A 13709-nucleotide genomic window follows, 5' to 3' on the forward strand; every position below is an offset into this window, starting at 1 on the left:
TACTTTTAAATGAATTACATTTTAGCTAAAAACTCTTTATTCATTTTAATATAATCAGCGTTACCTGCTTTTTCAGCACCAGCTAAAGATGCTTTTGCAGCTTTAACAGCTCCTTTTTTATCTCCAGCTTTCGCTAAGATTAAAGATTGCTGACGCAAATACCAAAAACGAGGTTGATCTTTAGTCATATCTACTGCTTTGTTAATCCAAGTTGCTGCTTTTTTAATGTCTTTACCACTCTGTAAATAATATACAGCAGCAGAGTAAAAATCACCAGCTTTTGGCCTTGCATAGTTGCAGCAATACTAGCTTCAACAGCTTTATCCGTAGGCGTGTTAAATTTTACACCAACATAAGCGTTTTCCCATAACATTCCTAAAACAGCAGAGTTATTAGTAATATCGTCAATAGTAATTGTAAAAGTTTCTATTTTCATTGGCATCATATCAGCCTTTACAGTGGTAGATAAAGCTATTTTTTTATCATCCCATTTTCTTGGATTACCCCAATTTGTTGCATCCGAATAAAAAATTACTTCCCAAGAAGTTTTTCCTGGTTTAGTATATAAAGCGTATGTTCCTTTTTTTAACTCTTTTCCATCGATAGTAACGTCAGTACTAAAAGTAACTTTAGTGTTTTCGTTAGCTCCAGTTCTCCATACTTTTCCGTAAGGTACTAAGTCTCCAAAAATAGTTCTTCCTCTCATTCCTGGTCTAGAATATTCAACTGTAACATCTGATAATCCAACAGTTTGTTCTAATTTAGAAGAAGGGCTAGGAGCTGGAGTTTTTATTTGTGCATTTGTAGTTAACGTAAGTGCAGCTACAAATAAGCTTAAAACTAATTTTTTCATGATAATTGGTTTGTTTTTGTTTCGATGCTAAAATTACGAGTAAAAATTGAGTTAAATGTTAATGAAAACTTAAAATAAACATCATTTTTTTAGTTGATATTTGCAATATGAAAAAATATATTTCTGAATTGATAGGAACTTTTGCTTTGGTTTTTTGTGGTACTGGTGCAATGACAGTGAGTGAAATAACTGGCGGAACCGATTTAACGCATACAGGTGTTGCAATAACTTGGGGGTTAATAGTAATGGCGATGATTTACGCTTTTGGTGAAATATCAGGAGCACATTTTAATCCAGCAGTTACTATAGCTTTTGCGTATGCTAAAAAGTTTTCATGGAAAGAAGTTCCTAAATATATAATTGCTCAATTAGTAGGAGCGTTACTTGCTAGTTGCATTTTATGGGTGTTATTTCCTGAAAGTGAATATTATGGTGCAACCATTCCTGTATTAGAACCATGGCGAGCGTTTATTTTAGAATTACTGCTAACCTTCTTTTTAATGCTAACAATTATTAATGTTTCTAGCGGAAGTAAAGAAGTAGGTGTAATGGCAGGTATTGCTATTGGAGGCGTTGTTTTGTTAGAAGCTATGTTTGCAGGATCCAATGACCAAAGCGTCTATGAATCCAGCACGTTCTATTGCTCCGGCTTTAGTTTCTGGGCATTTAGAGCATTTGTGGTTGTATGTTTTAGCCCCAATTTTAGGAGCTTTATTAGCGGTAGTTTCTTGTAAATTTGTAAAAGACAATAATTGTTGTGATGAAGAATGTTAGTATTTTAGGCTGTGGGTGGTTAGGAAAATCATTAGCAGTTTCGTTATTAAATGAAGGATATAAAGTAAAAGGCTCTACAACTTCTGAAGAAAAATTAGATCTTTTAGAAGTTAACGGAATAGCACCTTATATTGTTAATATTTCTGAATTTGAAGAGTTTGATACTTTCTTAAATTCAGATATTTTAATTATTACAATTACTTCTAAAGATGTTGATAGTTTTGAAAATTTAATTGCTCAAATAGAAAACTCTCCAATACAAAAAATAATCTTTATTAGTTCTACCTCAGTTTATGGAAGAGTTAATAAAATCATGACAGAAGAAGATGAAGTTTTAAAAACTCCTTTAACAGCAATAGAAAATTTATTTAGAGAAAATACTTTTTTCGAAACTACTATTATTCGTTTTGCAGGTTTATTTGGAGATGTAAGACAACCAAGTAATTGGTTTAAAAATGGAAGAAAAATACCACATCCAAAAGGTTTTGTAAATATGATTCATAAAGACGATTGTATAGAGATTATTCATACAATTATTGATCAGAATTGTTGGGGTGAAACTTTTAATGCATGTTCTAACCATCATCCAACAAGAAGAGAGTTTTACACCTTAGCCAAATTAAGGAACGACTTTGAAGTTCCAGAGTTTGAAAACAATGAAGTTTATGAGTGGAAGATTATCAGTTCGAAAAAAATACAACAAGCTTTAGATTATACTTTTATTCACGACGATTTGCTGTCTATTTAGCATATTTTATTTTTCTTAGATAGTTAAAAACGAAGCCAAATATAGCTAGTAAAATTAACGGAATACCGATATTTATAAACTGCCAAAAACTTTTTTCGGTGTAAGCTTTTTGTTTATCAAGTAAGTTTATCTGCAATGTTTTATTTCGTAAATTAATTAAACCAACATCGTCTAATAAATAATCAATAGTGTTTATTAAAAACTCTTTATTTCCAAATTGTTCCCCTGTCCATTTATCCAAAGCTAAATCGTGTGGTTTACCTTTTAAAATTTGATTTTTAGCGATATCTCCATCAGCAATAACAACCATTTTATTAGGATTACTTTCTGATTTAAAATTAGGAGTATCAAACGGTTTTGTTCTATTTTTATAGGCAGAATTAAAATTACCTTCTAATAAAACACCTAAAAGCTGTGAGTCGCTTTTATACTCATTTTCTTTAGGTTGTTGGGCAATACTTTGTAGTTCTACAAAATTTGGAGTTCCGATTTTTTTACTTAAAACTGAAGTAATAAATAAAGGTGTTTTTTTAATATTACCTTTTAAAGTGTCAATTTGAGTGGTAAAACGAAAGCGAACTGGAGCTATATTTTTTGTTATCGAATGATTTGGATTTCCGTTTGCTAACGGATGATAAAACCAATTTAAATGTTGAAACTGCGCTTGATTTCCGGTGTTCCCTGTAGCAAGCGGGATTTTAGCCGAGTATAAATCTTGAATTAGTTTATTATTTACCCGAACTTGATAACTGAATAATAAATCGGTTAAATTTAAATCACGCGGAAAAGCAAGCATTTTTCCTTCGTTATACAAACTATCGGTATCAGCATAATTTTGATCAATCATCCACAGAGATTTTCCTCCGTTGGTAATAAATTGATCGAGTGTAAATTTTTCTTGTTCGGTAAAACGTTCGGTTGGTTTGGCAACAATAGCCAAATCATATTTTGTTAAATCTTTAAGTGTTTTCTGCGGATTTTTAGCAACACTATCTAAAGTGAATTTAGCTAAGTGATAATTTTTTCCTACTTCACTTAATAAACTGTATAAATAAATATCTTCTAACTCGCCATTACCTGAAATAACTGCTATTTTTTGTTTTTTATTTTTGGTGATATTATTCAATGCATTTGCAAAAGAATATTCTAATTTTTCAATAGCATTTTGTAATTGGTCTTCTTGAGTTTTGGCTATTGCATTTGGTAATAAAGAGACTAAAGTAGATTTTTTACCAAGATTAATTTCTGCCCAAGGAAAAATAATAGCTTGTGATAGTTTTCCATCCTCTTCAACAGTTAATTGCGTAGGCATCATTCCTTTTTGTATCAATTGCTCACGAATATTATCAGGATTTATAAATCGAAATAAAATATTCGAATTCTGAGCTTTTAATTCCTCTAAAAATTGACGTGTTTCAATCTGTAATCTTTTAAATTCAGCAGGAAAATCACCTTCTAAATACACGTTTACAAAAACAGTATTATCAATATTATCTAATATGTTTTTACTAACATCAGATATTGTAAAACGCTTATCTTTTGTTAAATCAAACCTTTTGTATATTGATGTTGAAAGATAGTTTAATAATAACAATCCGATAAGAGCAAAGGCTATATGTTGTATCTTTTTACTCATTTTTTAATTGTTGTTTGGTGATGAATAAAAAGAAAAAAGTAACACTTAAAAAATAGATAACATCACGTGTGTCAATTACACCACGGCTAATACTTTTAAAATGTTCGTTTATTCCTAATTGTTGTATCGAGTTTCCTAAAGTGCTACTTACAGCATCAAATCCGTAGAAAAAAATAAAAGTGATAAAGACACTTAAAATAAAGGCTACAATCTGATTTTTAGAAAGTGTAGATGTAAATAAACCAATTGCGGTATAAGTGGCAGCTAAAAAAAGTAATCCTAAATACGAACCAATTGTACTACCAATATCTAAATTTCCAACAGGATTTCCAATCGTGTAAACGGTATAAACATAAGTTAATGTTGGTATTAAAGCAACACAAACTAAAAGTAAAGATGCGGTAAACTTACCTAATACAATTTGCCAATCGGTAACAGGTTTTGTTTTTAAAATTTCTATGGTTCCGCTATTAAATTCATCAGCAAAACTCTTCATGGTAATTGCCGGAATCAGAAATAAAAATAACCAAGGTGCTAAATAAAAGAAAGAACTTAAATCGGCAAAACCAGCATTTAAAATATTAAAATTGTCTTTAAAAACCCATAAAAATAATCCGTTTACGAGTAAAAAAACACCGATAACTAAATAAGCTATTGGTGATGCAAAAAATGAGTTGAATTCTTTTTTTAGTATGGCGTACATTATGCTGGGTTTATATCGAGGCGAAAAATAGTATTACCATCAAATAAATCATCATCATCTAAAATAAACTGATGTTTTTTTAATAACGTTATTGACGCAGTATTATTTTGATGTGTAAAAGCTTCAATTGTTTGTAGTTTTAAAACTGATTTTCCATATTCTAAAACAGTAGCCATAGCTTCACTCATAAAACCTTCATTATGAAAATCGGGATTTAATTCATACCCTATTTCAGCATAATTATTTTCGGCATTGATATTATGATAAACGATGGTACCAATTATTTGGTTGTTTTCTTGATGCTGAATTGCCCAAAAAATTCGATTCCCTTTTTCAAATTCATCCAAACAAGTTTGAATAAAAGAATCGGCATCATTTAAGTTTTTAGGCGTATCTCTAACAATTAGTTTGTTAACTTCTTTGTTAGAACGCAATTTAAAAATAGTTCGTTTATCATTAAAAGATAACTGACGTAATGTTAATCTTTCGGTAGATAATTCAGGGAAAATACTAGGGTAGTTCATTATGGTAGGCTTACGGTTTTGTCAACACTCCACGCTAATGGTTTGTCGTTAAATAATACTTTTGTTTGTGCCCAAACTCCTTTAAATAAGTCAGAGTTTCGGTAGTTTTCTAAATCTTGTTCGGTTTCCCAATAGCTGTAAGTAAAGAAAATATCTGGATTGTTTTTATCTCTATACAATTCTAATAAACGGCAACCTGGTGAGCTTCTAATAAACTCTTTTTTGGTGTTAAAATTAGCTAAGAATTCTTCAATTTTCTCTGATTGAAAACTCATTTTTACAATTCGTACAAACATGTTTTTTAATTTATTGTGGTAAAATCGGGTGTTTCAATAGTTTCAAATTCAATGGTAATTGTATCTCTATATCCTAGCCCTAATAATGTAGAAGCTCCGCCAACATTATCTAAATTACTTCGGTAAATAGCAATTTCTAAAAAACCAGCCGAATTAAAAATAGCTAATTTTTCGCCATCACAATTCCTTTTTTCTTTAGAAACAGAGTAATCTACAATTTCATTATAGCGATTGTAAATTTTATTAAAAATAGATCGTTTGGCAGCAATGGTAAAATTACGACCTTTACCTATAGTTATAAAAAGTTTTTTATTAATATTCGTAATTACATTTCCGTAATTATCAACATAAATAACTCCTCCAATAATAATGTCTTTTGCTTGATTTACTTTTGGCTGAATTTCAACACTACTTTTATAAGAAGCTATTTCTTTACCAATAACATTTAGGCTACCACCACGAGCAATATGTGAAGCAACTTGCACAAAAACATCTAATACAGGAAAACTGGTTTCGATATGATTGTGAATATTGATTTCAACAATTTTTGTTGGTTTTATTTCTGATGCAATCATAGCAATTAATCCGTTATCAGGACAAATAAAATAATGATTGTCTAATTCAATTGCAATATGTTTATTCTCTGGACTTAATTCAGAATCTACCCCAACGATATGAATTGTTTTATCAGGGAAACTTTTATAGGTGTTTTTTAAAATATAAGCAGTTTCTGTAATGTTAAATGGGGTTATATGATGTGTAATGTCAACAATTTTAGCTTCAGGTAATTCACTATAAATTGCTCCTTTTACAGCCCCTACAAAGTGGTCTTTTATTCCAAAATCGGTAGTTAATGTAATTAGAGACATTAATTTAATTGCTTGTTAATTAGTAGGTTGAAAAAGTAAGCTAAAATTTATAGCAAAACTACATAATTCAATAAAAATAATCATTATTTTTAAAGTGAATAATATTAAAACCTTTGTCATTTGAACGAACGTATCATTGAACTAACAGAAATCGACCCAAATGAATTTTTTGGAGCTCAAAACAGTACAATTACAGCGTTAAAAAAGTACTTTCCGAAAGTGAAAATTGTTGCTAGAGGAAATAAACTTAAAATTTATGGAGAACCTGAAATTCTAGATGAATTAGAAAAACGGTTAGAAATGCTTGTAAAGTACTTCAATAAATATAATAAATTAGATGAAAACAGCATTGAACGTGTTTTAACAGCAACGGGAAAAGAAGAAGAAATTCGAAAATCCGGAAAAATAGAAGGTGTTTTAGTGCATGGTGTTAATGGTAAATTGATAAAAGCACAAACAACAAATCAACGTAAAATGGTTGATTTGATGCAAAAAAATGATATGCTTTTTGCTGTTGGTCCAGCAGGAACAGGAAAAACGTATACAGCAGTTGCCCTGGCAGTAAAAGCATTAAAAGAAAAAGAAGTCCGTAGAATAATTTTAACAAGACCTGCTGTAGAATCTGGAGAGAATTTAGGTTTTTTACCGGGTGATTTAAAAGAAAAATTAGATCCGTATATGCAACCTTTATATGATGCTTTACGAGATATGATTCCACATGAAAAACTAGAATCGCATTTAGAAAAAGGAATTATACAAATTGCTCCTTTGGCATTTATGCGTGGACGTACTTTAGATAATGCTTTTGTTATTTTAGATGAAGCTCAGAATACAACGCATAATCAAATGAAAATGTTCTTAACAAGAATGGGAAAACATGCAAAGTTTATTATAACAGGAGATCCTGGGCAAATAGATTTACCGCGTAAACAAGTTTCTGGGTTAAAACAGGCATTATTGGCTTTAAAAGATATTGGAGGTATAGCACAAGTGTATCTGGATGATAAAGATGTAGTACGCCATCGATTGATCAAAAAAATTATTAAAGCCTATAAAAGTATAGAAACAGAATAGTATGAAAAAGAAGGTAATCGCTTTATTAGGGCTTTTAATATGTATTATAGGTATAGTAATTTACTTTTTAGAATCTAAAAACAATACTATTCTTCCATCATTTTTAAAAGGAACAGGCTTATGGTTTTTAATTATAGGCTCGTCTTTTTCTTTATTTTATTCTTTTAAGGAAAGAAATAAAAAAGAAAAATAAATAGTATATTTTTGCAGCCAACAACACAACAAACAAAGAATGAATACAATTAATGAAACTAACTTTCAATTTCCAAAACAAAAGTCAGTTTATAAAGGTAAAGTACGCGAGGTTTATAATATAAATGATGAGTTATTAGTAATGATAGCTTCTGATAGATTATCAGCTTTCGATGTAGTTTTACCACGTCAAATTCCTTTTAAAGGGCAGATTTTAAATCAGATTGCCTCCAAAATGATGAATGATACTGCTGATATTGTTCCGAATTGGTTACATGCAAATCCAGATGAAAACGTTGCAATTGGTCATTTATGTGAACCTTTTAAGGTAGAAATGGTAATTCGTGGTTATATGTCTGGTCATGCAGCACGTGAATATAAAGCAGGTAAAAGAGTTTTATGTGGCGTAACAATGGCAGAAGGAATGCAGGAAAACGACAAGTTTCCTATTCCTATAATTACACCATCTACCAAGGCTGATAATGGTGATCATGATGAAGATATAACTCGTGAAGAAATTTTATCAAAAGGAGTTGTTTCTGAAGAAGATTACATCGTTTTAGAAAAATATACACGTGCTTTATTTCAAAGAGGAACTGAGATAGCAGCTTCTCGCGGATTGATTTTAGTAGATACTAAATATGAATTCGGAAAAACAAAGGAAGGCAAAATTGTATTGATTGATGAAATTCATACACCAGATTCTTCACGCTATTTTTATGCTGATGGATATCAGGATAGACAAGATAAAGGAGAAGCTCAAAAGCAGTTATCAAAAGAGTTTGTACGTCAGTGGTTAATTGAAAATAATTTTCAAGGAAAAGACGGACAACAAATTCCTGAAATGTCTGATGAAAAAGTTATCGAAATTTCAAATAGATATATCGAATTGTACGAACAAATTACAGGAGAGAAATTTGTAAAAGCAAATACTGAAAATGTATTAGCTCGTATAGAAAAAAATGTTGTTAATTTTTTGAATGGATAGTAAAAAACTAACTATTAGACCAGTTTTAAACTTTTCATCTGAAATACCTATTGAAGATTTTCAGAATAAGACTGTGCGTCCAATTTTAAAATTACAACATGATTTATTGCTACAGTTTTTCATTTTTTTCTGTAATAAGCAAAAAGTAGATATTTTAAATGTCGAAAAAGAGAAGTTTAATAAAGTGGTGAACAATATCACCAAAAAAAATATAAATTTAAAAAATCAGTTTTTAGGTTTAATTATAGGTCAGTTTACCGTTGGTGAATTTGAGTTTTATAAAGAAAATAATACTGATATTAATAAAAGAATTTTAATGATGATTGGCCAACGAATCAAAGACAGTCAATTAGAAATTAAAGATTTTAAAACAAACAACAATGATAATAGCACCAAGAACTAGAGGGTTTATTTGTTTAACATCTCACCCAACAGGATGTGAACAAAATATAAAAGATCAAATAGCATACGTACAATCGAAAGGAAAAATTGAAGGAGCCAAAAAAGTATTAGTAATAGGTGCATCAACAGGTTTCGGATTGGCATCAAGAATTTCAAGTGCCTTTGGTTCAGACGCTGCAACAATCGGAGTTTTCTTTGATAAACCAGCTACTGAAGGAAGACCAGGATCGCCAGGGTTTTATAATACCGCAGCTTTCGAACAAGAAGCAACAAAAGCAGGTTTGTATGCAAAAAGTATCAACGGAGATGCATTTTCTAACGAAATAAAAGAACAAGTTGTAAACTTAATAAAAGAGGATTTAGGTCAAATTGATTTAGTAATTTATAGTTTAGCATCACCAGTAAGAACGCATCCAACAACAGGAAAACGTTTTAAATCGGTTTTAAAACCAATCGGAGATGTTTTTACCAATAAAACAGTTGATTTTCATACAGGAAAAGTATCAGAAATATCTATAAATCCTGCTGAAGGAGAAGATGTTGAAAATACAGTAACGGTAATGGGAGGTGAAGATTGGAAAATGTGGATGGACGCATTACAATCTGAGAACTTATTATCAGAAGGTGCTACAACAGTTGCTTATTCTTACATTGTACCAGAAGTAACAAAACCAGTATACAGAAACGGAACAATTGGTGCTGCTAAAGACGATTTAGAAGCAACAGCTTTTAAAATTACTGAAGATTTAAAATCATTAAACGGAAAAGCCTATGTTTCGGTAAATAAAGCATTGGTAACTCAGGCTAGTTCTGCAATTCCGGTAATTCCGTTATATATTTCTTTATTATTTAAAGTGATGAAGGCAAAAGGAATTCATGAAGGGTGTATCGAACAAATTCAACGTTTGTATAGCGAACGTTTATTTGGAGGTGATTTAAATTTAGATGCTAAAGGACGAATTAGAGTTGATGACTGGGAAATGCGTGAAGATGTGCAAGCAGAAATTGCAGAATTATGGAAAAAAGCAACTACTGAAAATTTAAACGAAATAGGAGATTTAGAAGGTTATAGTAAAGAATTCTTTAAGTTATTCGGATTTAAAGTTGACGGAGTAGATTATGATGTTGATGTGAATGAATTAGTTAACATTCCGAGTATCCAATAAAGTCGATAAAAAAATAAATTGAAAACCTCATAGATACATCGTCTATGAGGTTTTTTAGTTATATTTAATTTTTAAATTATACTATGGAAACAGCTACAGTAAAAACATTAAAAGATGAATTAAAACATAAAAATTCTAACGAATTGTTAGAACTGTGTTTAAAATTAGCGCGTTTCAAAAAAGAAAATAAAGAATTACTTACCTATTTATTATTTGAAGCTCATGATGAAGAAAGATATGTTTTAGGTGTAAAAAATGAAATAGATGTATTATTTGATGGCATTAATACTAAAAGTTATTTTTTTATCAGAAAAAGTGCACGTAAAATATTAACAAGCACAAAAAAGTATATCCGTTTTTCAAAGAAAAAAGAAACAGAAGTCGAATTGCTTTTGTACTTCTGTGTAAAACTTAAAAATTTTAAGCCTTCTATAAAAAGTAGTCCGCGTTTGCAAAATATATTAACGGCGCAAATAAAGTTGATAGAGAAACTAATAACAACGTTACACGAAGATTTACAATATGATTTTCGTTTAGAGTTGGATAAATTATAAAAATATGGGATGTTAAAAATGAAGCAATGAATGTTCTCGATAACGTCATGCCGAACTTATTTAAGACTCACATTCAGTAAAGCGAGGCATTTATACTCTCTTAAATAATAACAAAAAAAGTTATAGATTTTTTCCGTAACTTATTCGAGCAAAATTAAAACAATCAAGATGCCAAATTATACTTTAAAAATTAACGGAAAATCGCGCTCTTTTACTGCGGATGATGATACACCTTTATTATGGGTTTTACGAGATGAATTAGACATGGTTGGTACTAAATTTGGTTGTGGAATTTCACAATGTGGCGCCTGTACTGTACATGTAGATGGAGCAGCAATGCGAAGTTGCCAGTTAAAGATGTCGATGTTAGATAAAGAAGAAATTACAACAATTGAAGGTTTATCAGAAAATGCAGATCACCCACTACAAGAAGCATGGAAAGAAGTTGATGTTCCGCAATGCGGATATTGCCAAGCTGGTCAAATAATGACTGCCGCTTCGTTTTTAAAGGATAACCCAGCGCCATCAACAGAAGAAATTCGCGAAGCAATGCACGGTAATTTGTGCAGATGCGCATCGTATAATAGAATTGAAAAAGCAGTAGCAATTGCCGCTAAAAAAATGTCTTAAAAATTTAACTATGAGCACACAAGAAAATAAATTCACGTTTAGTAGAAGAAATTTTTTAAGAACATCAGCATTAGCAAGTGGTGGAATTATAATTGGTTTTAACTTGTTTACAGCGTGTAAACCAAATGTAACTCCATCAATCGATATAGAAAACTTAAATTATAACGATTTTAACGCATTTATAAAAATTTCTGATGAAGGTTACGCTACGATTTACTCTCCAAACCCCGAAATAGGGCAGGGAGTAAAAACGTCAATGCCAATGCTTATTGCAGAAGAGTTAGATATCGATTGGGATAAAGTACACGTAGCACAAGCTCCTTTAGATACTAAAAATTATCAACGTCAGTTGGCAGGAGGAAGTCAGTCAATACGTTTTGGTTGGGATGCTTTAAGACAAACAGGAGCTACTACAAAACAAATGTTAGTAAATGCCGCTGCCGTAAAATGGGGTGTAGATGCAGCAACATGTAAAGCATCAAAAGGTGTTATTACAAATACAAAAGGAGAAACTTTAGGATATGGAGATGTTGTAAAAGAAGCTGCTGTTTTAGATGTGCCTGAAAATGTAACTTTAAAAAAGCCTTCTGAATTTACCATTATAGGAAAGAGTGCAACCAATGTAGATTTAGAAAAAATAGTAACAGGTAAACCTTTATTTGGATTAGATTATAAAGCTCCCGGAATGGTATACGCAACAGTTTTAAGACCTCCGGCATTCGGTCAATTATTAGATTCTTTTGATGCATCTGAAGCAAAAAAAGTAAAAGGAGTATTAGATGTTATAGTTATTGGAGATAAAGTTAGAAGTTTTTTAGATTCAGGTAAATCTAATTGGACTTTTAAAATGTCTGAAACAGATAAAGTGGTGGTGGTTGCAGAAAATACTTGGGCAGCGATTAAAGGAAAAAACGCTATAAAAGCTGTTTGGAAGACCAATAATAAAGAATTAGAAAATACTGAAGCTCATGATAAAATTCTAAATGATATTTTAGATGCTAAAGATTTTGATGTACGTCGTGAAGATGGAAACATTGAAAAAGCATTTGCATCAGCAGATAAAATAGTTGAAAGAACATATCATTCACCTTTTTTACCTCATAATTGTTTAGAACCAATGAATTTTTTCGCCAATGTCACTCCAGAAAAGATTGATTTAATAGGACCAGTACAAACTCCAGAATTTGCTGCGATGGTTGTTGTAGAAATGTTAAATAGAGATTTAGCCGATGTTCAAGTGCATATGACAAGAATGGGGGGCGGATTTGGTCGTCGTTTATATGGTGATTTTGTATATGAAGCAGCAGAAATATCTAATGTAATTAAAAAACCGGTGAAAGTTATATCTACTAGAGAAGATGATATGACTACGGGTGTTTATCGTCCAGCAATAAAATATCGAATTGCAGCATCAATTAAAGACAATAAAATAACAGGGTATCATTTAAAAGAAGCGGGAGTAAATAGTAATATGTACGGAGCAATTCCGCACTTTTTCCCTGCAGGATGTATACCAAGCTATAAAGTATCTACGAAGAATTATCAAAGTGATATTACAACTGGAGCTTGGCGAGCGCCGTACACTAATTTTTTAGCCTTTGCAGAACAATCATTTTTTGATGAATTAGCAACAGAATTAAATATTGATGCCGTTCAATTACGAATCGATTTATTACAAAATGTAAAAGAAACTCAAGATAAAAAGATCGAATATTCTGGGAAACGAATGGAAGATACTATCAAGCTAGCTGCCGAAAAAGGCGGTTGGGGAGAGGCGAAAGAAGGCGTTTATCAAGGTTTTTCAGCATATTATAGTCATAATACCCATGTTGCTGAAGTTGCCGAGGTAATCTTAAAAAATGGTTTACCTGTAGTTACAAAAGTAGTTGCAGCGGTTGATTGTGGAATAGTTGTAAATCCAACCGGAGCTATAAATCAGGTACAAGGTGGTGTAATCGACGGAATCGGACATGCAATGTATGGTGATTTAGCTTTTGATAACGGAAAACCATCCAACAAAAATTTTGATACTTATCGATTAATAAGAATGAATGAAACTCCTAAGGTAGACGTGCACTTTGTCGAAAACCAATTGTCTCCTACAGGTTTAGGAGAACCAGGTTTGCCACCAGCAGGTGGTGCTGTTGCAAATGCAATTTATAAAGCATTGGGTAAAAGGTTATATAAGCAGCCGTTTGTCAATGAGTTAAGTGAGGGAGTGAAAGGGTAGTTTAATTATAATAATTAAAAAAGAAAGATGTCATAATTTGATGTCTTTTTTTTGCTGCTTAATCAAGTAG

15 protein-coding genes and 2 pseudogenes are annotated in these 13709 nt (G+C 31.2%); 11 read left to right on the top strand and 6 right to left on the bottom strand.

Features of this window, described 5'->3' with window-relative positions; all coding sequences use genetic code 11:
• Nucleotides 1-14 precede the first annotated feature (14 nt).
• Nucleotides 15-853: pseudogene (locus tag PG912_RS05245) on the bottom strand (DUF2911 domain-containing protein).
• A 107-nt stretch (nt 854-960) separates the two neighbouring features.
• Between PG912_RS05245 and PG912_RS05250 the strand changes: the two are divergent.
• From PG912_RS05250 to PG912_RS05260, 3 genes and pseudogenes are all read left to right on the top strand, one after another.
• Nucleotides 961-1392: pseudogene (locus PG912_RS05250) on the top strand (MIP/aquaporin family protein); the annotation flags it as partial.
• Nucleotides 1393-1474: 82 nt separating this feature from the next.
• Complete coding sequence (locus tag PG912_RS05255) at nt 1475-1627, top strand: aquaporin (RefSeq protein ID WP_275688761.1); 153 nt, start codon at nt 1475-1477, stop codon at nt 1625-1627.
• Entirely contained in the window at nt 1614-2375 is a 762-nt protein-coding gene (locus PG912_RS05260) for an NAD(P)-binding domain-containing protein (protein ID WP_260585193.1), read from the top strand. Before PG912_RS05255 ends, PG912_RS05260 begins: the two co-directional genes overlap by 14 nt.
• On the opposite strand, the gene gldG is transcribed toward PG912_RS05260, so the two are convergent.
• Genes gldG through PG912_RS05285 form a run of 5 tightly spaced genes read right to left on the bottom strand, consistent with a single transcriptional unit; the run spans nt 2368 to nt 6403 of the window.
• Entirely contained in the window at nt 2368-4011 is a 1644-nt protein-coding gene (gene gldG / locus PG912_RS05265) for a gliding motility-associated ABC transporter substrate-binding protein GldG (protein WP_275688762.1), read from the bottom strand. The genes PG912_RS05260 and gldG overlap by 8 nt on opposite strands.
• Complete coding sequence (gene gldF, locus PG912_RS05270) at nt 4004-4714, bottom strand: gliding motility-associated ABC transporter permease subunit GldF (protein ID WP_260585195.1); 711 nt, start codon at nt 4712-4714, stop codon at nt 4004-4006. Before gldF ends, gldG begins: the two co-directional genes overlap by 8 nt.
• Nucleotides 4714-5238: a GNAT family N-acetyltransferase gene (locus PG912_RS05275; protein WP_275688763.1), complete on the bottom strand. Its 525-nt coding sequence runs from the start codon at nt 5236-5238 to the stop codon at nt 4714-4716. The genes gldF and PG912_RS05275 overlap by 1 nt, the downstream gene beginning before the upstream one ends.
• Entirely contained in the window at nt 5238-5534 is a 297-nt protein-coding gene (locus tag PG912_RS05280) for a putative quinol monooxygenase (RefSeq protein ID WP_275688764.1), read from the bottom strand. The genes PG912_RS05275 and PG912_RS05280 overlap by 1 nt, the downstream gene beginning before the upstream one ends.
• 5 nt (nt 5535-5539) lie before the next feature.
• Nucleotides 5540-6403 (bottom strand): SAM hydrolase/SAM-dependent halogenase family protein, encoded by an 864-nt coding sequence (locus PG912_RS05285; RefSeq protein WP_275688765.1) that lies wholly within the window; start codon nt 6401-6403, stop codon nt 5540-5542.
• A 120-nt stretch (nt 6404-6523) separates the two neighbouring features.
• On the opposite strand from PG912_RS05285, the gene PG912_RS05290 reads away from it, so the two are divergent.
• The 8 genes from PG912_RS05290 to PG912_RS05325 all read left to right on the top strand — a co-directional run bounded on the left by PG912_RS05290 (nt 6524) and on the right by PG912_RS05325 (nt 13639).
• On the top strand, nt 6524-7477 hold the full coding sequence (locus PG912_RS05290) for a PhoH family protein (RefSeq protein ID WP_275688766.1): 954 nt from the start codon (nt 6524-6526) through the stop codon (nt 7475-7477).
• A 1-nt stretch (nt 7478) separates the two neighbouring features.
• The gene (locus PG912_RS05295) at nt 7479-7670 is read left to right on the top strand and encodes a hypothetical protein (RefSeq protein ID WP_275688767.1); all 192 of its coding nucleotides are present in this window, start codon (nt 7479-7481) and stop codon (nt 7668-7670) included.
• A gap of 39 nt (nt 7671-7709) precedes the next feature.
• Nucleotides 7710-8657, top strand: coding sequence for a phosphoribosylaminoimidazolesuccinocarboxamide synthase (locus PG912_RS05300; RefSeq protein ID WP_275688768.1), 948 nt, complete (start codon nt 7710-7712; stop codon nt 8655-8657).
• Nucleotides 8650-9060 carry a glyoxalase gene (locus PG912_RS05305; RefSeq protein ID WP_275688769.1) on the top strand — a complete coding sequence of 137 codons (411 nt, stop codon included), beginning with the start codon at nt 8650-8652 and terminating at the stop codon, nt 9058-9060. Before PG912_RS05300 ends, PG912_RS05305 begins: the two co-directional genes overlap by 8 nt.
• Nucleotides 9038-10225: an enoyl-ACP reductase FabV gene (gene fabV, locus PG912_RS05310; RefSeq protein ID WP_275688770.1), complete on the top strand. Its 1188-nt coding sequence runs from the start codon at nt 9038-9040 to the stop codon at nt 10223-10225. The genes PG912_RS05305 and fabV overlap by 23 nt, the downstream gene beginning before the upstream one ends.
• An 83-nt stretch (nt 10226-10308) precedes the next feature.
• On the top strand, nt 10309-10779 hold the full coding sequence (locus PG912_RS05315; RefSeq protein ID WP_275688771.1) for a hypothetical protein: 471 nt from the start codon (nt 10309-10311) through the stop codon (nt 10777-10779).
• 168 nt (nt 10780-10947) lie between these two features.
• Nucleotides 10948-11409 (top strand): (2Fe-2S)-binding protein, encoded by a 462-nt coding sequence (locus PG912_RS05320; protein ID WP_275688772.1) that lies wholly within the window; start codon nt 10948-10950, stop codon nt 11407-11409.
• Nucleotides 11410-11419: 10 nt separating this feature from the next.
• Nucleotides 11420-13639: a xanthine dehydrogenase family protein molybdopterin-binding subunit gene (locus PG912_RS05325; RefSeq protein WP_275688773.1), complete on the top strand. Its 2220-nt coding sequence runs from the start codon at nt 11420-11422 to the stop codon at nt 13637-13639.
• The last annotated feature ends 70 nt before the right edge of the window (nt 13640-13709 follow it).

It is taken from the genome of Tenacibaculum retecalamus, assembly GCF_027941755.1.
In the GTDB taxonomy this organism is placed as follows: Bacteria; Bacteroidota; Bacteroidia; order Flavobacteriales; family Flavobacteriaceae; genus Polaribacter; species Polaribacter haliotis_B.

Excerpts from the sequence above, each read along its gene's own strand:
- PG912_RS05255 (WP_275688761.1), top strand. The coding sequence starts at position 1,475 with ATGAATCCAGCACGTTCTATTGCTCCGGCTTTAGTTTCTGGGCATTTA.
- PG912_RS05260 (WP_260585193.1), top strand. The coding sequence starts at position 1,614 with ATGAAGAATGTTAGTATTTTAGGCTGTGGGTGGTTAGGAAAATCATTA.
- gldG (WP_275688762.1), bottom strand. The coding sequence starts at position 4,011 with ATGAGTAAAAAGATACAACATATAGCCTTTGCTCTTATCGGATTGTTA.
- gldF (WP_260585195.1), bottom strand. The coding sequence starts at position 4,714 with ATGTACGCCATACTAAAAAAAGAATTCAACTCATTTTTTGCATCACCA.
- PG912_RS05275 (WP_275688763.1), bottom strand. The coding sequence starts at position 5,238 with ATGAACTACCCTAGTATTTTCCCTGAATTATCTACCGAAAGATTAACA.
- PG912_RS05280 (WP_275688764.1), bottom strand. The coding sequence starts at position 5,534 with ATGTTTGTACGAATTGTAAAAATGAGTTTTCAATCAGAGAAAATTGAA.
- PG912_RS05285 (WP_275688765.1), bottom strand. The coding sequence starts at position 6,403 with ATGTCTCTAATTACATTAACTACCGATTTTGGAATAAAAGACCACTTT.
- PG912_RS05295 (WP_275688767.1), top strand. The coding sequence starts at position 7,479 with ATGAAAAAGAAGGTAATCGCTTTATTAGGGCTTTTAATATGTATTATA.
- PG912_RS05300 (WP_275688768.1), top strand. The coding sequence starts at position 7,710 with ATGAATACAATTAATGAAACTAACTTTCAATTTCCAAAACAAAAGTCA.
- PG912_RS05305 (WP_275688769.1), top strand. The coding sequence starts at position 8,650 with ATGGATAGTAAAAAACTAACTATTAGACCAGTTTTAAACTTTTCATCT.
- fabV (WP_275688770.1), top strand. The coding sequence starts at position 9,038 with ATGATAATAGCACCAAGAACTAGAGGGTTTATTTGTTTAACATCTCAC.
- PG912_RS05315 (WP_275688771.1), top strand. The coding sequence starts at position 10,309 with ATGGAAACAGCTACAGTAAAAACATTAAAAGATGAATTAAAACATAAA.
- PG912_RS05320 (WP_275688772.1), top strand. The coding sequence starts at position 10,948 with ATGCCAAATTATACTTTAAAAATTAACGGAAAATCGCGCTCTTTTACT.
- PG912_RS05325 (WP_275688773.1), top strand. The coding sequence starts at position 11,420 with ATGAGCACACAAGAAAATAAATTCACGTTTAGTAGAAGAAATTTTTTA.